Annotated in this window: 24 protein-coding genes and 1 pseudogene; 15 read left to right on the forward strand and 10 right to left on the reverse strand. The window is 58.4% G+C overall.

Features of this window, described 5'->3' with window-relative positions:
* Both L8H52_RS13610 and L8H52_RS13615 read left to right on the forward strand, forming a co-directional pair.
* Positions 1-1,018, forward strand: a 1,018-nt coding sequence (locus tag L8H52_RS13610; RefSeq protein WP_242207652.1) for an RHS repeat-associated core domain-containing protein, incomplete at its 5' end; no start/stop codon positions are given.
* Positions 1,019-1,418: 400 nt separating this feature from the next.
* Positions 1,419-1,829, forward strand: a complete 411-nt coding sequence (locus L8H52_RS13615) for a hypothetical protein (protein WP_242207651.1) — start codon at positions 1,419-1,421, stop codon at positions 1,827-1,829.
* 115 nt (positions 1,830-1,944) lie between these two features.
* Here the strand turns inward: L8H52_RS13615 and L8H52_RS13620 are convergent.
* The 3 genes and pseudogenes from L8H52_RS13620 to L8H52_RS13630 form a co-directional block, all read right to left on the reverse strand.
* A pseudogene (locus L8H52_RS13620) lies at positions 1,945-2,946 on the reverse strand (chitinase); the annotation flags it as partial.
* A gap of 43 nt (positions 2,947-2,989) precedes the next feature.
* Positions 2,990-3,625: a lytic polysaccharide monooxygenase auxiliary activity family 9 protein gene (locus L8H52_RS13625; protein ID WP_242207650.1), complete on the reverse strand. Its 636-nt coding sequence runs from the start codon at positions 3,623-3,625 to the stop codon at positions 2,990-2,992.
* A 221-nt stretch (positions 3,626-3,846) separates the two neighbouring features.
* Positions 3,847-4,284: a hemerythrin domain-containing protein gene (locus L8H52_RS13630; protein ID WP_242207649.1), complete on the reverse strand. Its 438-nt coding sequence runs from the start codon at positions 4,282-4,284 to the stop codon at positions 3,847-3,849.
* 148 nt (positions 4,285-4,432) lie between these two features.
* Here L8H52_RS13630 and L8H52_RS13635 point away from each other — a divergent pair, with 148 nt between their 5' ends.
* Positions 4,433-4,858 carry a GNAT family N-acetyltransferase gene (locus tag L8H52_RS13635; RefSeq protein ID WP_242207648.1) on the forward strand — a complete coding sequence of 142 codons (426 nt, stop codon included), beginning with the start codon at positions 4,433-4,435 and terminating at the stop codon, positions 4,856-4,858.
* A gap of 119 nt (positions 4,859-4,977) precedes the next feature.
* Here L8H52_RS13635 and L8H52_RS13640 read toward each other — a convergent pair whose 3' ends face one another.
* Complete coding sequence (locus tag L8H52_RS13640) at positions 4,978-5,328, reverse strand: hypothetical protein (protein ID WP_242207647.1); 351 nt, start codon at positions 5,326-5,328, stop codon at positions 4,978-4,980.
* A gap of 134 nt (positions 5,329-5,462) precedes the next feature.
* Between L8H52_RS13640 and L8H52_RS13645 the strand changes: the two genes are divergently transcribed.
* The 8 genes from L8H52_RS13645 (at position 5,463) to L8H52_RS13680 (ending at position 10,161) form a co-directional block, all read left to right on the forward strand.
* A complete protein-coding gene (locus L8H52_RS13645; protein WP_242207646.1) occupies positions 5,463-5,792 on the forward strand; it encodes a DUF6388 family protein in 330 nt (109 codons plus the stop codon).
* Positions 5,793-5,818: 26 nt separating this feature from the next.
* Positions 5,819-6,523, forward strand: a complete 705-nt coding sequence (locus L8H52_RS13650) for a YoaK family protein (protein WP_242207645.1) — start codon at positions 5,819-5,821, stop codon at positions 6,521-6,523.
* Positions 6,524-6,694: 171 nt separating this feature from the next.
* Positions 6,695-7,087 carry a sulfurtransferase complex subunit TusD gene (gene tusD / locus L8H52_RS13655; protein ID WP_160058607.1) on the forward strand — a complete coding sequence of 131 codons (393 nt, stop codon included), beginning with the start codon at positions 6,695-6,697 and terminating at the stop codon, positions 7,085-7,087.
* A 1-nt stretch (position 7,088) separates the two neighbouring features.
* Positions 7,089-7,445: a sulfurtransferase complex subunit TusC gene (tusC, locus tag L8H52_RS13660; RefSeq protein WP_242207644.1), complete on the forward strand. Its 357-nt coding sequence runs from the start codon at positions 7,089-7,091 to the stop codon at positions 7,443-7,445.
* On the forward strand, positions 7,445-7,738 hold the full coding sequence (tusB, locus tag L8H52_RS13665) for a sulfurtransferase complex subunit TusB (protein WP_242207643.1): 294 nt from the start codon (positions 7,445-7,447) through the stop codon (positions 7,736-7,738). The genes tusC and tusB overlap by 1 nt, the downstream gene beginning before the upstream one ends.
* Complete coding sequence (locus L8H52_RS13670; protein ID WP_242207642.1) at positions 7,735-8,070, forward strand: TusE/DsrC/DsvC family sulfur relay protein; 336 nt, start codon at positions 7,735-7,737, stop codon at positions 8,068-8,070. Before tusB ends, L8H52_RS13670 begins: the two co-directional genes overlap by 4 nt.
* On the forward strand, positions 8,067-9,068 hold the full coding sequence (locus L8H52_RS13675) for a glycosyl transferase family protein (protein WP_242207641.1): 1,002 nt from the start codon (positions 8,067-8,069) through the stop codon (positions 9,066-9,068). Before L8H52_RS13670 ends, L8H52_RS13675 begins: the two co-directional genes overlap by 4 nt.
* A gap of 91 nt (positions 9,069-9,159) precedes the next feature.
* Entirely contained in the window at positions 9,160-10,161 is a 1,002-nt protein-coding gene (locus L8H52_RS13680) for a glutathione S-transferase family protein (protein WP_242207640.1), read from the forward strand.
* 117 nt (positions 10,162-10,278) lie between these two features.
* Here the strand turns inward: L8H52_RS13680 and cysG are convergent, their stop codons facing one another.
* From cysG to L8H52_RS13710, 6 genes are all read right to left on the reverse strand, one after another.
* Entirely contained in the window at positions 10,279-11,673 is a 1,395-nt protein-coding gene (gene cysG / locus L8H52_RS13685) for a siroheme synthase CysG (RefSeq protein ID WP_242207639.1), read from the reverse strand.
* Complete coding sequence (gene serS, locus L8H52_RS13690; protein ID WP_160040960.1) at positions 11,674-12,954, reverse strand: serine--tRNA ligase; 1,281 nt, start codon at positions 12,952-12,954, stop codon at positions 11,674-11,676.
* Positions 12,955-12,969: 15 nt separating this feature from the next.
* Positions 12,970-13,344: a fluoride efflux transporter CrcB gene (gene crcB / locus L8H52_RS13695; RefSeq protein ID WP_180698882.1), complete on the reverse strand. Its 375-nt coding sequence runs from the start codon at positions 13,342-13,344 to the stop codon at positions 12,970-12,972.
* Positions 13,344-14,666, reverse strand: coding sequence for a replication-associated recombination protein A (locus L8H52_RS13700; RefSeq protein WP_242207638.1), 1,323 nt, complete (start codon positions 14,664-14,666; stop codon positions 13,344-13,346). Before L8H52_RS13700 ends, crcB begins: the two co-directional genes overlap by 1 nt.
* An 83-nt stretch (positions 14,667-14,749) precedes the next feature.
* Complete coding sequence (gene lolA, locus L8H52_RS13705) at positions 14,750-15,370, reverse strand: outer membrane lipoprotein chaperone LolA (RefSeq protein WP_242207637.1); 621 nt, start codon at positions 15,368-15,370, stop codon at positions 14,750-14,752.
* 67 nt (positions 15,371-15,437) lie between these two features.
* Positions 15,438-17,846: a DNA translocase FtsK gene (locus L8H52_RS13710; RefSeq protein WP_242207636.1), complete on the reverse strand. Its 2,409-nt coding sequence runs from the start codon at positions 17,844-17,846 to the stop codon at positions 15,438-15,440.
* 298 nt (positions 17,847-18,144) lie between these two features.
* Here L8H52_RS13710 and trxB point away from each other — a divergent pair, with 298 nt between their 5' ends.
* The 4 genes from trxB to infA all read left to right on the forward strand — a co-directional run bounded on the left by trxB (position 18,145) and on the right by infA (position 20,944).
* On the forward strand, positions 18,145-19,104 hold the full coding sequence (gene trxB, locus L8H52_RS13715; RefSeq protein WP_242207635.1) for a thioredoxin-disulfide reductase: 960 nt from the start codon (positions 18,145-18,147) through the stop codon (positions 19,102-19,104).
* A 63-nt stretch (positions 19,105-19,167) separates the two neighbouring features.
* The gene (gene aat / locus L8H52_RS13720) at positions 19,168-19,848 is read left to right on the forward strand and encodes a leucyl/phenylalanyl-tRNA--protein transferase (RefSeq protein ID WP_242207634.1); all 681 of its coding nucleotides are present in this window, start codon (positions 19,168-19,170) and stop codon (positions 19,846-19,848) included.
* 57 nt (positions 19,849-19,905) lie between these two features.
* Positions 19,906-20,613: an arginyltransferase gene (locus L8H52_RS13725; protein WP_242207633.1), complete on the forward strand. Its 708-nt coding sequence runs from the start codon at positions 19,906-19,908 to the stop codon at positions 20,611-20,613.
* Between the two features lie 112 nt (positions 20,614-20,725).
* Positions 20,726-20,944 (forward strand): translation initiation factor IF-1, encoded by a 219-nt coding sequence (gene infA / locus L8H52_RS13730; protein ID WP_002553999.1) that lies wholly within the window; start codon positions 20,726-20,728, stop codon positions 20,942-20,944.
* The last annotated feature ends 1,098 nt before the right edge of the window (positions 20,945-22,042 follow it).

The raw sequence follows: 22,042 nt of genomic DNA on the forward strand, positions 1-22,042 counted from the left end.
GGCGTCCTACCAATACGACGCCTTCGGCCGGCGCATCCGCAAAACCGTCGGCGACGCCACCACCGAATTCTTCTGGCAAGGCGATCACCTCGTCGCCGAAAGTAGCGAACACGAATACCGCAGCTACGTCTACGAACCCGGCACCTTTCGCCCGCTGGCGCTGCTCGACGGCAAAGGCCCGAAAAAAGCCTGCCCGTTCTACTACCAGCTCGACCACCTCGGCACCCCGCAGGAACTCACCGACTACAGCGGCGACATCGTCTGGTCGGCGCAATACGACGCCTACGGCAAAGTCGCCGCACTGACCCTGGCTGGCGACGACTACCTGAACCAGCCGCTGCGCTTTCAGGGGCAGTACTTCGACGACGAAAGCGGACTGCATTACAACCGCCACCGGTATTACGACCCGAGGCTGGGGCGGTACCTGACGCCGGATCCGATCAAGTTGGCCGGTGGGTTGAATCAGTACCAGTACGTGCCGAATCCGACGGGGTGGGTGGATCCGTTGGGGTTGAGCTCCAATTGCCCTCCGCCGAAGAAACCTGGATGTGAGGTGCCAGATGATATTGGTGTCGCCAAGGTTGATGAAGGCGAACCTCAAAATCCCACAACGAAAAGCAAACACGAATATCTTTATCGTGGAGACGATATAGATCCGTCAGTTATCTTCGTCAACGGATTCGAAAGCAAGGGAGAAAGCAACGATTTACTGCTTCACTCATTAGACAGTGATAATCCTCCAAGTGGTTTTATTAGCACATCACCATCCCGAGATATAGGAAAAGCATTCGCTACCGCTTATTTCACGAAAACCGGTTTCCTTTACACGTTGAAAAGGGTTCCTGGTCACGACCTCAAAGAAGAATTGGGCTCCAGTTATATATATGAAAAAGAAAAGGAAATTGCCATCCCTAGAAAAATCAAAAACGAAGATATTCTAGGCGCCACCATCATCATTGATGATGGCAGGGAGCTTGGTTACTCACTCCCTAACCCATATAGGAAGATAGACAAATGATCTCAACATTCGAAATATCGATAGGCATAGAAAATACGATCCAGAAAACCGATCTAATATGCGATAACGAGGCGATATCCATCACACTTTGCCGAGAAAACACCCCTCCCGAAACATATACAGAAAGAAATTTCTATAAATGTTTCGGACTTCTACGCAAAAACAATCCGGATATAACTTTTTTTTGCAAGGGCGCAAAAATCAATGTTCACCCTTCAAGCATGTCCGCACAAATGACTAGAGGTTTAAAGGCATACGAACTTGAAATAGATAGGGAGCCATCCCTGAACGACTTGGTTTTCATATTTGATTATGAAGATCAACAATTGACGAACGATCCAGAGGAGCAAAGTACCTTCTACTATAACTGGGTAAAATCCAGAATCGAATCTAAGCGTTCATGAAGACAATAGCAATTGAGACCATCACGAACGGAAAGCGGGAACTAGCATGCATCGTAGTGGATCGAAGTGCGAAAGCGTTAACATTTACGATGAATCGCGGTAGAACTTGCACATTCAGCGCAGCAGATCTTTATATCAGCTTCGGCTTGATCAGGGCAGACTTCCCCGACATCAAATTTCTGTGCAAAGGCGCCAAAATAAATGTTCACCCTTCGCGTATGAGCTCGCAAATGTCAGCCGGTCTGGTCGCCTACGAAGTTAGAATGGGACACCCGACCGATGAGGAAGACATCGTTCGTATTTTTGACTACGAAGAAAACGATCTAACGAACGACATAGAAGAACAGAAAAAGCACTATAAACTATGGATTGAATCAATCAACCCTACCCATCCATTATCTACTTGATGCGATAATCGCTTAAAAAGAAAAGCCCGGCAGCGCTACCGGGCTTCTTTATTTGCAACTAACGAGCAATGAGCGAACGCGTGTCATCGACAGCCTGCTCGGTGAAAGAAACCCCGTGAATCAGCGGCCCATAACGCCGACTGAATTCCCAGTTGTACGGCACGCCATCCTTGCTGCTGCCGTTGTCCCAATTCACCGACCAGGTCATCAAGCCTTTGATCGGCAGCCCCTTGATAGCCAGACGCTTGAGTACGTTGCCGACCACGGTTTTATCGATTACATAACCGGTAGCCGCCGCATCGTTGTTGGCCGGCAGGCCGATCACGAACTTGTCTGCCGGGATCCGCGTGAAGCCGCGAGTGCCGGTCACCAGACTTTCGGTCAGGTAGAAGAGGAAATCCTCCTTCAGCGCATCGTTGTTCTGCGCAATCCACGCACCTGCGCCGTTGTTGGCTTCCGGCACCCAGACCCCGTCGCCGCCCTGGTTGTAGAACTGCGGGGCGATGAAGTCGTAGTAGCCTTCCAGTGCCTGCAAATAGCTGATGTATTTGCCGGTGCTGGTCAGGTACGGGAACTCCGGGGCCATGCTGATGATGAAATGTTTGCCCTGGCCTGCGTAGTGATCCTTGACCCGTTTCAGCGCGGCCGGCAGGACGGTCTTGTTGGCAGCGAAATCAATCGCGCTCTGTTCAAGATCGATGTCCAGTCCGTCGAAGCCGTAGGTTTCCACCAGACGGATGATTTCATTGGCCAGCGGCTGTTCCTGGCCGCTGCGCAACTCAATGTGCGCGTCGGCGCCGCCGAGGGAAATCAGCACGGCCCGCCCCTGACTGTTGAGCACGCCGACCTGGCGGCGGAACTCCGCATCGGACACGTTGAACGGCTTGAAGGTCGGAATGCCGCTGCCCTTCATGAAGGCTACTGCAACGACGTTGTACTCCTTGGGCACTTCCTCCAGCGAGAGGCTGGCAAAGCGACCCTGGCGATAACCATCGCTCGGCCCCGCTGGCCAGTTGTGCCAGAAACCCATGAGGATCTTTTTGCCGGCAATGCTCGGCATCAGCGAGGCGGCATCGCTCGCCGGATTTTGCATTAAAGAAAAGTCGATATTTGACATGTTCTAATCCTTCAGAACGTGTGGGTTTGACGACGCTGCGCCGTTATTTGAAATCGACGTCGAAGGCCTGATAGAAGGCGTTGCCGGTGTTGGCGACGATCCACATCAGTACGATCACGTGATGGCCCGTCTTGTTGGCCGGTAATTTCACCGCATGATTGACCTTGGCCTTCAACTCATTCGGATAGCTGTAATAAGGCACCTGAGTGTAGAAGTCCTCGAAGAACGGTTGGGCGTCCAGTTGCGCGCGGCTGATGCGTTGTTTCGGGTCCCAGCCATCCTTGGTGATCAACCAGCGGTAACCACGGGTGGTGTGCGGCGCGGTGTATTCCCATTTGATTTCGAGGGTCTGCCCCGGGGTGACATTGAGCAGCGGCCAGGTGAACGGACGAGCGAGTTTTTTGCTCATCTCGTCATTGGTGAAGTTCACGCAATCGCGGGCATCGCTCTTGCCGCCACTGAGAATGTAGCCGTCGGCCGGTGGCGTGACACTGTCCGAATCACTCTGGTAAGGCGCCGGAAATGGCCCCGCCGCCAGCGCCGGGAAATTCTTCCCGCCTTCCATCTCGTTGACCTGCCAGGCGCCGAGCAATCCTTGCTCGATCGCTACCGCACCGCGGCTTGCAGGGGAAATGACACGACCGTGTCGCAGTTGGTTTTGGGTTTGTGGTTGATTCATTTTTTTCACTCCGTTGATTTAAGAACTCTCCATTCCGAGGAGAGGCCTTCAAGCTAACGGAGACGGATTTTTTGTCCATCGGCGGTTTTGTCGCAGTCGGCGGCTTCAAACCTTGAAAACACCGCAAATACTGGATGGATATACAGTCAATTACGATAAGACCCACCCGAGATAGCGCCAAAAGATTACACGCCAATGCTGCAAAAACTGCCATTCAGTACTCACGGCAACTGTGCTTGAAACTCCTTTTCGTACTGCCCGGCGAGTTGTTCTTTCTGTTTTTCGCTGAGCAATTTGCCAGCCATCTGGAAGAACTTCTGTTCCTCCTCCTTGAGGTGATGGTGAACTTTGTCAGAGAGCTTTTTGGCGGTGGCCAGCCAGGCCGGGCTGGACATCTCGGTCTCGTCGAGTTCCTCCATCATCTCGTCCATTTCATGGTGTTCCGAGATGGCATGGCGGCTCAGGTCGACGCCGTTATCGAACTCCATCAACGGAATGTAGAAATGGCGCTCTTCAGCAGTTTCGTGGGCCTGGAGTTCTGCCTTGAGCTGTTTGTAGGCTTCGACCCGTTCCGGCGTATCGCCGCTGGTTTCGATCAGGGTTTTGGCGTAGCTACGCTGGCGGTCATGGCTTTCGCGAAGGGCTTCGAAAATATTCATGGGGGATCCTCATCAACCGCGTGCTGGAATGACGCTGTAAAGGCTAGACCCCGACGCGAGAGCGGCAGTTCCACCGGGTTGAAGAAGGGCTTGGAAGATGGCTGCGGGGCAGGATAGGCTGCAAATTCAAACCACAAGGAAGTCATGCATGAACCTGCGTATCGAGTTGTCGCAAAACTCAACAGAAGAAGAACGTCAGGCCATTTTGGCCCCCCTGCACGCCTATAACGTGGCCAAGGCCGGGATTGCTGTATCCGAGCCGCTCACCCTGCTGGTGCGTGACGATAACGACCAGATTCTGGGCGGACTTTACGGCCGTTTGGTCTGCCAATGGTTGTTCATCGATTTGCTGTCGGTGCCTGAAGCTGGCCGGGGTCAAGGTATTGGATCGAAGCTGATGCGCATGGCCGAAGAGCTGGCGCGTGAGAAAGGCTGCATCGGCGCATGGCTCGACACGTTCGACTTTCAGGCACCGGAGTTCTACAAGAAACTGGGGTATAGCCAGTTTGGGGAGATTGTCGATTATCCGCCGGGGCACAAACGGCACTTTTTCCAGAAGCGCCTGAACGGTTGAATGTGACGCCCCCTTCGCGAGCAAGCTCGCTCCCACACTGGATTAGTGACCGACAAAGAATCGATGTGGGAGCGAGCTTGCTCGCGAAGGCGGCTTGAACCTCACCGCGACCATTGGCCCTACAGACAGGTCGCCAACGCCGCCAACCGACGCTTGGCAACGAAGTCATCCTTCTGCGCGTAGTAATTCAGCGTCGTGCCGGAAGCTTCAGTGATCACGTCGACAAACGACTCCGCCGAACGGGTATACACCGACGTACCGCCCGATTTGCGTGGCTCCAGATACGCTGCTGCATCAACGCCGAACACCGCTTCGTCCTGCCAGCCGAACTGCACACACTGGGCGACGACTTTCTCGGCTTTGTCCGAAGTCAGTACTTTATAGGGGGCTTTGGTGCGAGCATCGTCCATCACCGAACCGGCGCAACCGGCCAGCAGCGTCGCTGCCAGCGCTACCATCAGAATTCGCATTGCATTCGCTCATTCAGAAAAAAGCGGACTGTATCACCGCAGCAGCAGAAATCGTTCTGCTTTACTGCATTTATAGCGCGACACGCGCAAGCCGCTGCGGCAACCTAAGGTCATCAGCCTCACAAGGAAAACCCATGGCGCCTACCGACCAGCGACATGAACATGCCCTGAAAATATTCCTCGACGCGCGTCCCGAACTGCGCGAAACCCTCGATCACCTCAACCCGTTGCTGGCTCAGGCCAAGGGTGAAACGCAGGCGCAGTATCGTGAAGAGCGACTGCATGAAGCATTTGAAGAGGAAGCGGAAAAGCTTGGGCTGTTCGCCTGGGAGTTGACCTTGCAACTGACCGCTGACTCACCTGAGGAGTATCAAGCGCAGCGTCTGGACGTACATCGTGAAGTCGCGGAGATGGCCGGGATGAATTGGCTGGAGTATTGCGATCTGTATGGCATAGAACCGTAATTGTCGCAAAAGGATACCCGCCACCGATGCTGCCATCCGCCTCGACTCACCGCGCCAGCCCCGGCCATCTGCACACGCAAAAATGGCGTGGACGGGTGGGTCTGGCGCTGGTTGCCAGCCTCTCGGTACTGGCCGGCATGACCGACGCCATCGGCTTTATGGCCAGCGGCGACTTCGTCTCGTTCATGAGCGGCAACACCACCCGACTCGCCGTGGCGATCAGCGATGGTGATATTGGGCTGACCGCGCGTTTGTTGATCCTCGTAGCAACTTTTATCGTCGGTAATGCTTTGGGAGTTGTCGTCGCACGCTTCGGTGGACGACGAGCACTGCCGCTGCTGCTGTGTATCGCCACCCTGCTGTGCGCCGCGGCGGTCTGGCCATTCGACACGCAACTGCCGGCGCTGATGGCGGCAATCATTGCGATGGGCATGCTCAATGCGTCGGTCGAAGAGGTAAACGGCTTGCCGGTCGGGCTGACTTACGTGACTGGCGCATTGTCGCGGTTCGGCCGTGGATTGGGCCGCTGGATGCTCGGCGAACGGCGCAGCGGCTGGCGGGTGCAACTGGTGCCGTGGAGCGGGATGTTTATCGGCGCGATTCTGGGGGCGGTGCTGGAACATCACTTGGGACTGAAGGCGATGTTTGTCAGCGGTGTGCTGGCGGCGATGATCGGCTTGGTCTCGCTGAGAATCCCACGGCGCTGGCAGCTGGGCTATATGCCGCGCTAACCGAGGACAACAAAATCTTTGTAGGAGTGAGCCTGCTCGCGAAGACGCCGGCACATTCTTCATCTTCACCAACTGACAGACCGCTATCGCGAGCAGGCTCACTCCTACAAGGTTTCGCGGCTGTCGCGATAAAGCTTTATCATGGCCGCAGTTTTGCTGATCGAGTCCGTCATGAAGTTCGCCATTGCGCTGTTTTCCGCCGCCCATGCGCCCTCCTCGCGCCGCGCCCTGCTGTTTGCACAAGCCGCGCTGGCCGGCGGGCATGAAATTGTCCGGCTGTTTTTCTATCAGGACGGCGTTTACAACGCTTCGGACGCGGTGGTCACGCCGCAGGACGAACTGGACCTGCCCAAACAATGGCGCACGTTCATCAGCGAACAGAAGCTGGACGGTGTGGTGTGCATCGCTGCGGCCCTGCGCCGTGGTGCGCTGAATGCTGAAGAAGCCAAGCGCTATCAGCGTGACGCCGTCTCCGTCAGTGCGCCGTGGGAATTGTCCGGTCTCGGCCAGTTGCATGACGCAGTACAAGATGCCGATCGCCTGATCTGCTTCGGAGGTGCGTGAGATGGCTAAATCATTGTTGCTGATCAGCCGCCAATCACCGTGGTCTGGCCCCGGTGCCCGCGAAGCGCTGGACATTGTGCTGGCCGGCGGCGCGTTCGATCTACCGATCGGTTTGCTGTTTCTCGATGACGGCGTGCTGCAACTCAGCGCCGGGCAAAACGCCAAGGCCCTGCAGCAGAAAGACCTCAGCGCCAACCTGCAGGCGCTGCCGATGTTTGGTGTCGAAGAGCTGTTCTATTGCGCCGACAGCGCCAGCACCCGTGGTCTCGGCAATCTGTCGCTGGACGAAGCGCAGCCGCTGGCCGCCGAGCAAATCACCGCCCTTATTGACCGTTACGACCAGGTGATCACCCTCTGATGTCGACTTTGCATGTGTTGTCTCATTCCCCGTTCGGCGACGATCGCCTGACCAGTTGCCTGCGTCTGATCGGCAGCGCTGATGCTTTGTTGCTGTCCGGCGACGCAGTGTATGCGTTGCAAGCGGGCACCGCACCGTTTAGCGCATTGCAAAGCCGCCAGATCAAATTGTTCGTTCTGGCCGAGGATGCACAGGCGCGCGCCAGCGCAGTGCCGGACTGGGTCGAAGCCATCGATTATCCGGCCTTCGTCGAACTGTCGATCCACCACGACAAGGTCAACAGCTGGCTATGAACTCCATGACCGTCGGCGCCCGCGCCATCGAACTGGACAAGGACGGCTTTCTCGTCGATCTGTGTGACTGGTCGGCTGATGTCGCCAGCGCCCTCGCCGCCGCCGAAGACATCGAGTTGACCCCCGAACACTGGGAAGTCCTCGAACTGCTGCGCAGCTTCTACGCCGAATTTCAGTTGTCCCCGGCCACCCGACCGCTGATCAAGTACACCGCGTTGAAACTCGGTCCGGACAAAGGCAACAGCCTGCACCTGAACCGACTGTTCAAAGGCACCCCTGCCAAACTCGCCGCGAAACTGGCGGGCCTGCCCAAACCGACGAATTGCTTATGACCGATTTTCCAGCGCTGACTCTAGAAACGCCCGCCGAACACCCGTTCGCCCAATTCGTGCGAATTCTCGGCAAGGGCAAACGCGGCGCCCGCGATCTGACTCGTGAAGAAGCCCGGGAAGCCATGGGCATGGTGCTCGACGACAAGGTTGAAGACACCCAGCTCGGCGCTTTTCTAATGTTGCTGCGACACAAGGAAGAAAGCGCCGAGGAAATGGCCGGCTTCACCGAAGCCCTGCGCGAGCGTTTACAGGCACCGGGGCTGAACGTCGATCTCGACTGGCCGACCTACGCCGGCAAGAAGCGCCATCTGCCGTGGTATCTGCTGGCGGCCAAGTGCCTGGCGCAGAACGGCGTGCGCATTTTCATGCACGGCGGCGGCGCGCACACGGCCGGGCGGCTGTACAGCGAGCAACTGCTTGGTGAGTTGAACATCCCGCTGTGCCGCACCTGGCAGCAGGTCGGCACGGCGCTGGATAACGGTGGGCTGGCGTTCATGCCGCTGGTGGACTGGGCGCCGCAATTGCAGAACATGATCGATTTGCGCAACACCTTGGGCCTACGCTCACCGATTCATTCGCTGGCGCGGATTCTCAATCCGCTGGGCGCGCGTTGTGGCCTGCAAAGTATTTTCCACCCCGGCTATCAGGCAGTGCATCGCGATGCCAGCGGCCTGCTCGGCGACACGGCGATTGTGGTCAAGGGCGACGGCGGCGAAATCGAGATCAACCCGGATGCCGACAGCCACCTCTACGGCACCACCGGCGGCGAGAGCTGGGACGAGGAATGGCCGCAATTGTCGGCGCAACGCCACGTCAAACCGGCGACCCTCGACGTTGAACATTTGAAAGCCGTCTGGCGCGGTGACGTGGTCGACAGTTACCCGCAAATGGCCCTGATTGCGACGATGGCACTGGCCTTGCGCGGCCTCGGCCAGCCTCGCGAACAAGCCTTCGCAACCGCCGAGCAATACTGGGCTGCGCGGAACAAATCGATTTAACCGATCATTCACGCCCGATCTTTGCGCTTTTTGTTCGAACTCATCGGAATAGACTCGACTCCAACGATTATTGGTTTACGGAGTCTTGATCATGGGTTTACTCGTCGATGGCCACTGGCAGGACAAGTGGTACGAAAGCAGCAAGGACGGCGCGTTCCAGCGTGAACAGGCAAAACGCCGCAACTGGGTCACCGCCGATGGCCAGCCTGGCCCGAGCGGTGAAGGCGGTTTTGCCGCTGAAGCCGGGCGCTATCACCTCTACGTTTCTCTCGCCTGTCCATGGGCGCATCGCACGCTGATCCTGCGCAAGCTCAAAGGTCTGGAAAGTCTGATCGACGTTTCGGTGGTCAGTTGGTTGATGCTGGAAAACGGCTGGACCTTCGACAAAGCACTTGGCTCGACGGGCGACAAGCTTGATGGCTTTGAATTCATGCATCAGCGCTACACCGCGGACACCGCCGATTACACCGGCCGCGTCACCGTGCCGGTGCTGTGGGACAAAAAGCTCAAACGCATCGTCAGCAATGAATCAGCGGAAATCATCCGCATGTTCAACAGCGCGTTTGATGATCTGACCGGCAACGATCTGGACTTCTACCCGGCGCCATTACGCGGCGAGATCGATGCGCTGAACGAGCGAATCTATCCGGCCGTGAACAACGGCGTGTACCGCGCTGGTTTCGCTACGTCGCAACAGGCTTATGAAGAAGCGTTCGATGAGGTGTTTGCCGAGCTCGATCACCTTGAGCACGTTTTGGGCGCCAACCGTTATCTGAGCGGGGAATACCTGACTGAAGCGGACATCCGCCTGTTCACCACGATGATTCGTTTCGACGCGGTGTATCACGGGCACTTCAAGTGCAACCTGCGGCGGATTGCCGATTACCCGAATCTGTCGAACTGGCTGCGTGAGGTGTATCAGCTGCCGGGGATTGCCGAGACGGTGGACTTCCAGCACATCAAGAACCACTACTACGGCAGTCACAAGACGATCAACCCGACAGGGATTGTGCCGAAGGGGCCGGCGCAGGATTTCACTGTGGCCCATGATCGGGCACGGTTGAGCGGCAAAGGGGTTTGGCGCAGAGGCTGATTGATTCGGTGTTTTTGAGGACCCTTTCGCGAGCAGGCTCGCTCCCACAGGGGATTTGTGCACGACACAGATCCAATGTGGGAGCGAGCCTGCTCGCGAATGGGGCGACTCGGTTTTTCAGACCTGCGCCTGAGCCCCTTCAAACCAAGCCAGTTTCTCGCGCAGTTGCACCACTTCCCCCACGATTACCAGTGTCGGCGCATGCACTTCATGCTCCGCCACCAGTCGCGGCAGATCAGCCAGCGTGCCGGTGAAGACGCGCTGATTGACCGTGGTGCCCTGCTGAATCAGCGCCGCCGGAGTATCTGCTGAACGACCATGTTTGATCAGTTGTTCGCAAATGACCGGCAAACCCACCAAACCCATGTAGAACACCAGCGTCTGCGCCGGCGCGACAAGGTCGGCCCATGGCAGATCGGTGGAGCCGTCCTTCAAATGCCCGGTGACAAACCGCACCGACTGCGCATGATCACGATGGGTCAGCGGAATCCCGGCATACGCCGCGCAACCGCTGGCCGCCGTAATTCCCGGCACCACCTGAAACGGAATGCCGTGGGCCGCCAGTTCTTCGATCTCTTCGCCACCACGGCCGAAGATGAACGGATCGCCGCCCTTCAACCGCACGACACGCTTGCCAGCCTTAGCCAGATCGACCAGTTGCTGGTTGATCTGATCCTGCGGCACGGCGTGATCAGCGCGGCGCTTGCCGACGTAAACCCGCTCGGCATCGCGGCGACACAGTTCAAGAATCGCCGGCGCAACCAAACGGTCGTACAACACCACGTCGGCTTGCTGCATCAGACGCAAAGCCTTGAAGGTCAGCAAATCCGGATCGCCCGGCCCTGCGCCAACCAGATACACCTCGCCGGTGGTGACCATGGCTTCGCCATCGATCTTGGCTTGCAGCAAACGCTCGGCTTCAGCGCCCTGCCCGGCCAGTTGGCGGTCGGCAATCGGCCCCTGAAACACGTCTTCCCAGAAGCCACGACGCTGCTGCACATCCGGAAACAGGCTCTTCACCTGATTACGGAAACGCGCCGCCAGCCCGGCCAACTGACCGTAAGTCGACGGAATCCAGGTTTCGATCTTGGCCCGGATCAAGCGCGCCAGCACCGGCGCATCGCCGCCGCTGGACACCGCGATGATCAGCGGCGAGCGATCGACGATCGCCGGGAAGATCACGCTGCACAAGGCCGGCGCGTCGACCACGTTGACCGGCACGCAACGCTTGTGGGCATCGGTGGAAACTTGTGCATTGAGCGTCTCATCGTCGGTGGCGGCGATGATCAGCCCGCAACCGTCCAGATCGGCCTCGACGTAACCGCGCAACAGGCATTCACCGCCAGAGGCGACGACCAGTTCACGCAGTTGCGATTCGATTTCAGGTGCGACCACCCGCAGCAGCGCACCGGCATCGGCCAGCAGGCGGGATTTGCGCAAGGCAATTTCCCCCCCACCGACGACCAACACACGACTGCCGCGCAGGTTGTGAAACAGCGGCAGATATTTCATTTAGCCGATGACCTCAAGGCCACCCATGTACGGCTTCAGCACGTCCGGCACACGGATCGAGCCGTCGGCCTGCTGGTAGTTTTCCAGCACGGCGACCAGGGTACGGCCTACGGCCAGACCGGAGCCGTTCAAGGTGTGCACCAGCTCAGGCTTGCCGGTTTCCGGGTTGCGGAAACGCGCTTGCATACGGCGGGCCTGGAAGTCGCCGCAGTTCGAGCACGAGGAGATTTCGCGGTACTTGTCCTGGCTCGGGATCCACACTTCGAGGTCGTAAGTCTTGACCGCGCTGAAGCCCATGTCACCAGTGCACAGCGCCAGGGTGCGGTAAGGCAGACCGAGCAGTTGCAGGACTTTTTCGGCGTTGGCGGTCAGGCCTTCCAGCGCCTCCATCGAGCTCGAAGGCTCAACGATCTGGACCATTTCAACTTTGTCGAACTGGTGCTGACGGATCATGCCGCGCGTATCGCGACCCGACGCACCGGCTTCACTGCGGAAGCACGGGGTGTGAGCGACGAACTTGATCGGCAGCAGTTTCGAGTCGACGATTTCGCCGGCAACGATGTTGGTCAGCGACACTTCGGCGGTCGGGATCAGGTACAGATCGGCTTCGCCTTCGCGGGCGATCTTGAACAGGTCTTCTTCGAACTTCGGCAGTTGACCGGTGCCTTGCAGCGCCGGCGCCTGAACCAGATAAGGCGTGTACGCCTCTTCGTAGCCATGCTCGTTGACGTGCAGGTTGATCATGAACTGTGCGAGTGCGCGGTGCAGACGGGCGATCGGGCCGCGCAGCAGGGCGAAACGTGCGCCGGACAGCTTGGCAGCGGTTTCGAAGTCCAGCCAGCCGAACTTCTCGCCCAAAGCAACGTGGTCCTTCACTTCAAAATCGAAGGCAGTCGGGGTGCCCCAGCGGCGCACTTCAACGTTGTCGTCTTCGTCTTTACCGACCGGCACGGATTCGTGCGGCAGGTTCGGGATACCGAGCAGAATCGAGTCCAGTTCGGTCTGGATCGCGTCCAGTTCGACTTTACCGGCGCTCAGTTCGCCCGCCATGCGCTCGACGTCCGCCATCAACGGCGCGATGTCTTCGCCGCGCTGCTTGGCCTGACCGATGGATTTGGAACGCGCATTACGCTCAGCCTGCAGTGCCTCGGTGCGGGTCTGGACGGTCTTGCGCTGTTCTTCCAGCGCTTCGATGCGCGCGGTATCCAGGGCAAAGCCACGGGAAGCCAGGCGGTCCGCTACGTCCTGAAGGTTGCTACGTAACAGTTTGGAATCGAGCATGTCGGTTTCTCGTTATCAAAGTTTGGTCAAAGACAGGCCAGCCCACGTCGCGAGCAGCCCGCCGAATACGCTGAGTGCCGCATAGCCCAAGGCCAGCGGCACTTGCCCGCTTTCCAGCAGGCGCACCGTATCCAGTGAAAAGGATGAAAAAGTCGTCAGCCCCCCGAGGAAGCCGACCATCAACCCGGCACGTACCTCGATCGGCACCTCCGGGCGTATCAAAAACAGGCCGTACAACACGCCAATCAACAGACAGCCCACGATATTAACGGCCAGCGTCGCGGTATAAAAGTGCCGCGGCCAATTGGCGCTGATCCAATTGCCGGTGGCGAAGCGCAACAAGGTGCCGGCCATGCCGCCGACGGAGACCGCAATGATCAGTGGAAGCACTATTTTCTCCGCTGCCGAGGGCTTAAACGGTCGAGCTGGGCGAGATGATTGAGCTTCTCGCCGATCTTCAATTCGAGGCCGCGCGGCACCGGTTGGTAGAACGGAATGGGATCGAGCTCTTCCGGGAAATAGTCTTCGCCAGCGGCATACGCGTCCGGCTCGTCATGGGCGTAACGGTATTCGTCGCCGTAGCCCAATTGTTTCATCAGTTTGGTTGGCGCATTGCGCAGGTGCAGCGGCACTTCCAGCGAGCCATTTTCGGCCGCAGCGCGCAGGGCGGTTTTGAAGCCCATGTACACCGCGTTGCTTTTCGGCGCGCAGGCCAGATAAGTAATGGCTTGGGCCACCGCCAACTCACCTTCCGGGCTGCCGAGGCGCTCTTGTACTTCCCACGCTGCGAGGCACAGGCTGAGGGCGCGCGGGTCGGCGTTGCCGATGTCTTCGCTGGCCATGCGCACCACGCGCCGGGCCAGGTACAGCGGATCGCAACCGCCGTCGATCATCCGCGCAAACCAGTACAGCGCGCCGTCAGGGTTGGAGCCACGCACCGATTTGTGCAGTGCCGATATCTGGTCGTAAAACGCTTCGCCACCCTTGTCGAAACGTCGACGGGTGTCGCCGAGCAGACTTTGCAGGAGCTCGGTGCCGATTTCGCTGTTGTCCTCAGCCAGATCCGAGGCGTTTTCCAGCAGATTGAGCAGACGCCGACCATCGCCATCGGCGGCCGACAGCAGCATCTGGAAACCTTCGTCGTTGAGCGTCAGGTTGCGTTTGCCCAAACCGCGCTCTTCGCTGAGTGCGCGGTGCACCAGTTTGCGCAGCGCTGCTTCGTCGAGGCTTTTCAGCACATAGACACGGGCCCGCGACAACAGAGCGTTGTTGAGTTCGAACGAAGGGTTTTCGGTGGTGGCGCCGATGAAGATCAGCGTGCCGTCTTCAACGTACGGCAGAAACGCATCCTGCTGCGACTTGTTGAAACGATGCACTTCATCGACGAACAGAATCGTGCGCTTGCCGTACTGGCCGGCCTGCTGCTTGGCGATTTCAACGGCCTGACGGATCTCTTTCACCCCGGCGAGCACCGCCGAGACCGTTTCGAAGTGCGCATCGGAGACTTCCGCGAGCAACCGCGCCAGGGTGGTTTTACCCACACCGGGCGGGCCCCAGAAGATCATCGAATGCAGGGCACCCTGCTCCAGCGCTTCACGCAGAGGCTTGCCGCGAGCGAGCAGGTGTTCCTGACCGACGTACTCATCCAGATTGGTCGCCCGCAAACGCGCGGCCAGTGGCTGGGCAATCGGTGCACTGCGAAACAGATCCATCACGTAGCGTTGAAACCTCTATTTGATCTGGAGCAGATCATTGTCCCTGTGGGAGCGAGCAAGCTCCCACAGGGGGTTTGGGTTTATTCCTGGATCACGTCGGCACCCTTGGGGATGTCGAACTTGAACTTGGACGGCGACACCGGCTCGTTGGCCTTGACCCCGGTAAACAGGATGTTGGTGCGCTGGCCGACGCTGTCGATCAGTTGCATGTCATTGAGCAGACCGTTGCGGAACGACAAACGCAGGTTGTCGAACAGGGTGTCCTTGGTTTTCGGCTTAAGGGTGAAGTCGATCACACCGCCCGCCTCTTTCGCACTGATGTCGAAGCTCTGGCTGATCTTCGACACATCACCGGACAACAGCAGTGCCGGGGTCTGGGTCAGGCGCTCGTCGAGCTTCTTGATGGTTGCCTGCTCCAGATCCGGGTCCCACAGCGTGACTTTCTTGCCGTCGGAGACCATGGTCTGCTCGGCCGGCGCATTGGTGTGCCAGTAGAACAGGCCCGGACGCTGCAGGGTCATGTCGCCGGTGGTTTCCTGCAACTGCGTGCCGCTGCCGTCGAGGGTCAGCTGCGAGAAGTTTGCGCTCAGGGTCTTGGATGTTTCCAGCAATTGGGTCAGACGCGCCACGTCCTTGTCGTCGGCGTGGGCCGTGAGTGTAGTCAGAGCCAGTACTGGCAGCAGCATGCGGATAAGACGCATGGGAGTCCTCTTGAATACTCGTTGGGAGAGCGGCGGCACATCATTGTCCCGCCTCTTGCGTTTGCAATCAGTCGCGTACCGGGCCCGGGGCCAGCACTTCACGCGAACCGTTGGTGTTCATCGACGTGACGACCCCGGCCATTTCCATGGCTTCGATCATCCGTGCGGCGCGGTTGTAGCCGATCTTCAGCTTGCGCTGTACTGCAGAAATCGACGCGCGACGGCTTTCCAGTACGAACTGTACGGCTTCGTCATACAGCGCATCGGCTTCCGGATCATCGCCGTCGCCGCCACCGCTGCTGCCTTCAAAACCGCTGCCGGCTTCTTCGACACCGTTGAGGATGTCGTCGTTGTATTCCGGGGCGCCGCGCAGTTTCCACGCTTCGACCACGCGGTGTACTTCATCGTCGGAAACGAAGGCGCCGTGAACGCGGATCGGCAGGCTGGTGCCCGGCGGCATGTAGAGCATGTCACCGTGGCCGAGCAGTTGTTCAGCGCCACCCTGATCGATGATGGTCCGCGAGTCGATCTTGCTCGACACCTGGAACGCCATCCGCGTCGGAATGTTGGCCTTGATCAGACCGGTGATCACGTCCACCGACGGCCGCTGGGTCGCGAGGATCAAGTGAATACCGGCCGCACGCGCCTTCTGGGCGATACGGGCGATCAGTTCTTCAACCTTCTTGCCGACGATCATCATCATGTCGGCGAATTCGTCGACCACCACGACGATGGTCGGCAGCTTCTGCAGCAGCGGCGCTTCGTCGTGAATGCTTTCGCGCTTGTACAGCGGATCGCTCAACGGCTCGCCGGCGTCCTGCGCCTCCTTGACCTTGGCGTTGAAGCCAGAGAGGTTGCGCACGCCCATTTTCGCCATCAGCTTGTAGCGGCGTTCCATCTCTGCAACGCTCCAGCGCAGGGCGTTGGCAGCATCCTTCATGTCGGTGACGACCGGGCACAGCAGGTGCGGAATGCCTTCGTAGATCGACAGTTCCAACATCTTCGGGTCGATCATGATCAGTTTGGCGTCTTCCGGGCCGGACTTGAACAGGATCGACAGAATCATTGCGTTCACACCGACCGACTTACCGGAACCGGTCGTACCGGCCACCAGCAAGTGCGGCATCTTCGCCAGGTCGGTGATGACCGGTTTGCCACCGATGTCGTGCCCCAGCGCCAAGGTGACTGGCGATTTGAAGTTGTCGTACTCGGGCGTCGACAGCACTTCGGAAAAGCGCACGATCTGCCGGTCTTCGTTGGGAATCTCGATACCGACGGTGGTCTTGCCCGGAATCACCTCGACCACCCGCACACTGGTCACGGCCAGCGAACGTGCGAGGTCTTTGGCCAGGTTGGCGATGCGGCTGACTTTCACACCGGCGGCAGGCTGGATTTCGTAACGGGTAATCACCGGGCCCGGGTGAATCGAATCCACCGTGACCTCGACACCGAACTCCTTGAGCTTGATCTCCAGCAAGTGGCCGACTGCCGCCAGGGATTCCGGTGAGTAATTGAGTTGTTTCTTTTCCGCAGGATCAAGAATCGAGATCGGCGGCAAGGTGCCTTCCACGGCACTGTCGACGAACAACGGCACCTGTTTCTCTTTCTGCACGCGCTTGCTTGGCTCGGGCGCTTTGGCCGGAGCGGGAGCGATGACCGGCGGAACTTGTTTCTCGCGATCGGACATGTGCTTGCTCAGGGCTTGCTCGCGTTCGATCAGGCGTTCTTTGACTTTGGCCTGCTCACGCTTGTCGGTGACCGTCGGCGCAACCACGTCATGCACACGGTCGTCGACTTCACGCAGTTGCGCGACCAGTTGCTTGCGCTCGGTACGCGCCGCCCACCAGCGATTGAGCGCGCCCTGGAACAGTTCGAACAGGTCGAGGGTGATCTTGCCGGTGATGTCCATCACCTTGAACCACGACAGGTCGGTGAACACGGTCAGGCCGAACAGGAACAGCGCAATGAACAACAGCGTGCTGCCCTGAATGTTCAGCGCGTTCTTTGCCAGATTGCCGAGGCTCTCGCCCAACGCGCCACCGGCTCCGGCCGGTAGACCCGACGCTGCATGGAAATGCAGATGCGCCAGCGCCGCGCCGGACAACACCAGAAACACCAGACCGATCAGGCGCCAGGAGAACAGCCAGCCGCTCCACTGCCACGGCTCATGACGCTGACGGAAGATCTGCCAGGCCTTGATCGCCAGCAGCAACGGGAAGATATAGGCGAAGTAACCCAACACCATGAACAGGATGTCAGCGCTGTAGGAGCCCGCCGGGCCACCGAAATTCTGTACATCGTCGATCTTGCTGTTGTGGCTCCAGCCCGGATCGTCCTTGCCGTAGGTCAGCAAAGCCATCATCAGGAACAGGCACAAGGCACCGATGGCGATCAATGCACCTTCCTTGAGCCGGTAGTGCAACTGTTGGCGCCAGAGCGGAACGACTGTTTTTGGTGCTTCGGTGGATTTCTTCAAAACGCTTCTTTTCCTGCGCCCGAGGCGCGTCCATCTATTGAATGACGATAAAAAACTGCCCAATCCAGGCAGGTAAAAAAGTGAACGAACGCAACTGAGACTACTTTTAACACTGTGCTGCCGGTTTTATAAAACACAGCGCACCGCGAACATTCTGTTACAGCCCGGCATTGTACGGGTTTGTGCGTCCGATGCCATGCTTCACGCCCCAGGATTGAGCATAGTCAAGCACACAGAAGCCGCGATTCAATTTGAGCATGCATTACCTTTTGTGACAAAGGCTTATGAGGTGTATTTGATGAACGTAGCGAAGCATTCACGCCTGATCATCCTTGGCTCCGGTCCGGCCGGTTACAGCGCTGCCGTGTATGCCGCCCGTGCCAACCTCAAACCTGTGGTGATCACCGGTCTGCAGGCCGGTGGCCAGCTCACAACCACCGTCGAGGTCGACAACTGGCCCGGCGACGTCGAAGGCCTCACTGGGCCGGTGCTGATGGAGCGCATGCAGAAACACGCCGAACGCTTTGCCACAGAGATCGTTTACGACCACATCCACACCGCCAAGTTGCAGCAGCGTCCGTTCGAACTCGTCGGCGACAGCGGCACTTACACCTGCGATGCACTGATCATTGCCACCGGCGCTTCGGCGCAATATCTGGGCCTGCCCTCGGAAGAAGCCTTCGCCGGCAAAGGTGTTTCCGCCTGCGCGACCTGTGACGGCTTTTTCTATCGCAATCAGGTGGTCGCCGTGGTCGGTGGCGGCAATACTGCCGTCGAGGAAGCACTGTACCTGTCGAACATCGCTAAAGAAGTGCACCTGATCCATCGACGCGACAAACTGCGCTCGGAAAAAATCCTTCAGGACAAACTCTTCGAGAAAGCCGCCAACGGCAATGTGCGCCTGCACTGGAACCAGCATCTCGACGAAGTACTCGGCGATGCCAGCGGTGTGACTGGCGCGAGACTGCGTGACAGCCATACCGGCGAAACCCGTGAACTGGCGCTGGCCGGCGTATTCATCGCCATCGGCCACAAACCCAACACCGACCTGTTTCAAGGCCAGCTGCCGATGCGCGACGGCTATTTGCAGGTCAAGGGCGGCAGCGACGGCGACGCTACCTCCACTGAGATTCCCGGGGTGTTTGCCGCTGGCGACGTGGCCGACCACGTTTATCGTCAGGCGGTGACGTCGGCGGGTGCCGGCTGCATGGCCGCGCTTGATGCCGAGAAGTATCTGGACGACATTCCTGTCATTTAACGGCACACTTTATCGCGGGCCAAACGGCTCGCACCGCCCTCCCCTTCTGCAAGCCTGGATGCCATGCTGACTTGGTTACAACGTAATTCCCTGACTTTTCCGCCGCTGGAAAAGGCCATGCGCGACCCCAACGGATTGCTCGCCGCCGGGGGCGATCTGTCGGCCGACCGGCTGATTCAAGCGTATCGCCATGGCTGCTTTCCGTGGTTTTCCGAGGGTCAGCCGATTCTCTGGTGGTCGCCGGATCCGCGCACGGTGTTGTTTCCCGACGAACTGCACGTCTCGCGCAGCCTCGGCAAACTGCTGCGCCAGGAACGCTACCAAGTGACCTTCGATCAGGATTTCGACGCGGTAATCCGCGCCTGTGCCGCACCACGGGATTACGCCGACGGCACCTGGATCACCGAGGCGATGCAGGACGCCTATGTCGAACTGCATCGTCGCGGCTTCGCCCATTCGGTGGAGGTCTGGGATCAGGGCGACCTGGTCGGCGGCCTGTACGGCCTGGCGATGGGCCAACTGTTTTTCGGCGAATCGATGTTCAGCCGCGCCGACAATGCCTCGAAATTCGGCTTTGCCACCCTGGTGCGCCATCTGAAGGACTCGGGGTTCGTGCTGATCGACTGCCAGATGCCGACCGATCATCTGCACAGCCTCGGCGCGCGGGCGATTCCCCGCCAGCAATTCGCCAACTATCTGGCCAATCACCTGGATCAACCCAATCGTGCCACCTGGGTTTGCTGAGCGACTTTTGCGCGCGTGGCTTACACTTAATTCACCAGCTTATCCCGAGGGTTGATCATGACCGAGTTGGCGCGGTTGAAGTTCTATGCCACTCAGCCTCACTCTTGCAGTTATCTGCCCGAGGAGCAGGCCACGACCCTGTTTCTCGATCCGAGTCAGCCCATGGATGTGCATGTCTACGCAGACCTGTCGGAAATGGGCTTTCGCCGCAGTGGTGATCATTTGTACCGGCCGCATTGCCAGAACTGCAATGCGTGCGTGCCTGCGCGCATTCCGGTGGCGCAGTTCACTCCTAATCGTCAGCAGAAGCGGATTTTCAAGCGCAACATGGATTTGCAGGTGCGCCCGGCCAAACCGCAATTCAGTGAAGAATATTTCGATCTGTACCAGCGCTATATCGAACAACGCCACGCTGACGGCGATATGTACCCGCCAAGCCGTGATCAATTCTCGACTTTTCTGGTACGTGACCTGCCCTTCTCGCGTTTTTACGAATTCCGACTCGACGGACGGTTACTGGCCGTGGCGGTGACCGATTTGCTGCCAAACGGTTTGTCGGCGGTCTACACCTTTTACGAACCCGACGAAGAGCGTCGCAGCCTTGGCCGATTTGCCATCCTCTGGCAAATCGCCGAGGCACAGCGCCTCGGACTTGAAGCGGTGTACCTCGGGTACTGGATCAAGAACTGCAAAAAGATGAACTACAAGACGCAATATCGCCCCATCGAATTGCTGATTAATCAGCGCTGGGTCATCCTCAACTAAACCCAAGCCGTAAACCCCTTGGCGTAAACCCCATTTTTCGGGCACAATGCACGCCGCTTTTGCCTGGCGCAGTTGCACCGGGCCATTCATTGGATACCGAGGGCTTTACTGCATGTCGAAAGAAGACAGCTTCGAAATGGAAGGCACTGTCGTCGACACCCTGCCCAACACCATGTTTCGTGTGGAGTTGGAAAATGGGCACGTCGTAACCGCGCATATTTCCGGCAAGATGCGCAAGAACTACATTCGTATTCTTACCGGTGACAAAGTGCGCGTCGAGCTGACGCCCTATGACTTGAGCAAAGGGCGCATTACTTACCGCGCTCGTTAATCAAGTCAATACAGAACGCCCGGTTTATGCCGGGCGTTTTTGTGTCTGCGTTTTGGAGGTTTTGGCTGGGTTTGGGTTTGGGTTTGGGTTTGGGTTTGGGGGCATATCCGTTTTTTCGGGTGCTGCCGCTGGCGGTTTCGCTCTTACAGCGAGTCCCTTTTTCAAACGCCAAAAAGGAACCAAAAGGCTTTGCCCCTGGCGTACGGCACTTCGCTGAGGCTCAGTGTTCCCTCGCTACGGTGTCCATCCGAGGGCATCGCCTACGGTTTGCTTCGCTGCACCTCCTCTCGATGTATGCGGCTGCGCCGCACGGCGCTGCGCGCCTACCCCCGGATGAACACCTACGCTCGGCCTGCCGATGGGGCAAAAGATCAAAAGCCGAAGCCAAAGCAAGATCACAAACCAAATCAAGAGCCCCTCACCCTAGCCCTCTCCCGGAGGGAGAGGGAACTGATTGAGGTGTTTGGGAGAGCTACGCCGACGTGCGATACCGCGTTGAACTCAGGCTTTGAAAAGCACACAAAGCAGCCCCTCACCCTCTACTCACGGAGGGTGATGGGACTGACCGAAGTGTTTGGGAGAGCTACGCCGACGTGCGATACCGCGTTGAACTCAGTTTCTGAAAGGCCCACAAATCGGCTCCCTCTCCTCGGGGAGAGGGCTGGGGTGAGGGGTGAATCCAACACCGAACAAAAGCCGACCACACCCCGCTCTTCACCACTCAATAGGCCGAGTGTCAGCTCGCCTGCTCTTGATCTTGATCTGTAAGGCGACGTCGGAAGGCTGAGTGGAGGGATTGATCCGGGCGTGGGAGCGTAGCGACCGTTTGGCGCAGCCAAACACAGCGAGAGGAGGTGCAGCGAAGCAAACCGTAGGCGCTGCGCCCGGATCGATCCCGGAGCGAAGGAACCCCGAGCCCCAGCGAGCGGGCCGCACGTAGGAGCAAGCCTTTTGGGTTACCTTTTCGGCGTTTGGAAAAGGTGACCCGCCGTAAGGGCGGAACCCTAAGCCGCCGTTACCGCAGCAACGGATATACAAACAAAACCACCAGACAACAAAAAGGCGCCCGAAGGCGCCTTCCCAGTCAACATCAAACCG

Source organism: Pseudomonas sp. CROZ-RG-20F-R04-15 (genome assembly GCF_022662375.1).
In the GTDB taxonomy this organism is placed as follows: Bacteria; Pseudomonadota; Gammaproteobacteria; order Pseudomonadales; family Pseudomonadaceae; genus Aquipseudomonas.

Coding starts and splice junctions, on each gene's coding strand:
- serS (WP_160040960.1), bottom strand. CDS start 12,954: ATGCTCGATTCCAAACTGTTACGTAGCAACCTTCAGGACGTAGCGGAC.
- infA (WP_002553999.1), top strand. CDS start 20,726: ATGTCGAAAGAAGACAGCTTCGAAATGGAAGGCACTGTCGTCGACACC.
- L8H52_RS13700 (WP_242207638.1), bottom strand. CDS start 14,666: ATGGATCTGTTTCGCAGTGCACCGATTGCCCAGCCACTGGCCGCGCGT.
- trxB (WP_242207635.1), top strand. CDS start 18,145: ATGAACGTAGCGAAGCATTCACGCCTGATCATCCTTGGCTCCGGTCCG.
- tusB (WP_242207643.1), top strand. CDS start 7,445: ATGTCGACTTTGCATGTGTTGTCTCATTCCCCGTTCGGCGACGATCGC.
- L8H52_RS13630 (WP_242207649.1), bottom strand. CDS start 4,284: ATGAATATTTTCGAAGCCCTTCGCGAAAGCCATGACCGCCAGCGTAGC.
- L8H52_RS13640 (WP_242207647.1), bottom strand. CDS start 5,328: ATGCGAATTCTGATGGTAGCGCTGGCAGCGACGCTGCTGGCCGGTTGC.
- lolA (WP_242207637.1), bottom strand. CDS start 15,370: ATGCGTCTTATCCGCATGCTGCTGCCAGTACTGGCTCTGACTACACTC.
- L8H52_RS13680 (WP_242207640.1), top strand. CDS start 9,160: ATGGGTTTACTCGTCGATGGCCACTGGCAGGACAAGTGGTACGAAAGC.
- L8H52_RS13645 (WP_242207646.1), top strand. CDS start 5,463: ATGGCGCCTACCGACCAGCGACATGAACATGCCCTGAAAATATTCCTC.
- L8H52_RS13675 (WP_242207641.1), top strand. CDS start 8,067: ATGACCGATTTTCCAGCGCTGACTCTAGAAACGCCCGCCGAACACCCG.
- L8H52_RS13725 (WP_242207633.1), top strand. CDS start 19,906: ATGACCGAGTTGGCGCGGTTGAAGTTCTATGCCACTCAGCCTCACTCT.
- tusD (WP_160058607.1), top strand. CDS start 6,695: ATGAAGTTCGCCATTGCGCTGTTTTCCGCCGCCCATGCGCCCTCCTCG.
- cysG (WP_242207639.1), bottom strand. CDS start 11,673: ATGAAATATCTGCCGCTGTTTCACAACCTGCGCGGCAGTCGTGTGTTG.
- L8H52_RS13615 (WP_242207651.1), top strand. CDS start 1,419: ATGAAGACAATAGCAATTGAGACCATCACGAACGGAAAGCGGGAACTA.
- L8H52_RS13625 (WP_242207650.1), bottom strand. CDS start 3,625: ATGAATCAACCACAAACCCAAAACCAACTGCGACACGGTCGTGTCATT.
- L8H52_RS13650 (WP_242207645.1), top strand. CDS start 5,819: ATGCTGCCATCCGCCTCGACTCACCGCGCCAGCCCCGGCCATCTGCAC.
- aat (WP_242207634.1), top strand. CDS start 19,168: ATGCTGACTTGGTTACAACGTAATTCCCTGACTTTTCCGCCGCTGGAA.
- L8H52_RS13635 (WP_242207648.1), top strand. CDS start 4,433: ATGAACCTGCGTATCGAGTTGTCGCAAAACTCAACAGAAGAAGAACGT.
- tusC (WP_242207644.1), top strand. CDS start 7,089: ATGGCTAAATCATTGTTGCTGATCAGCCGCCAATCACCGTGGTCTGGC.
- L8H52_RS13670 (WP_242207642.1), top strand. CDS start 7,735: ATGAACTCCATGACCGTCGGCGCCCGCGCCATCGAACTGGACAAGGAC.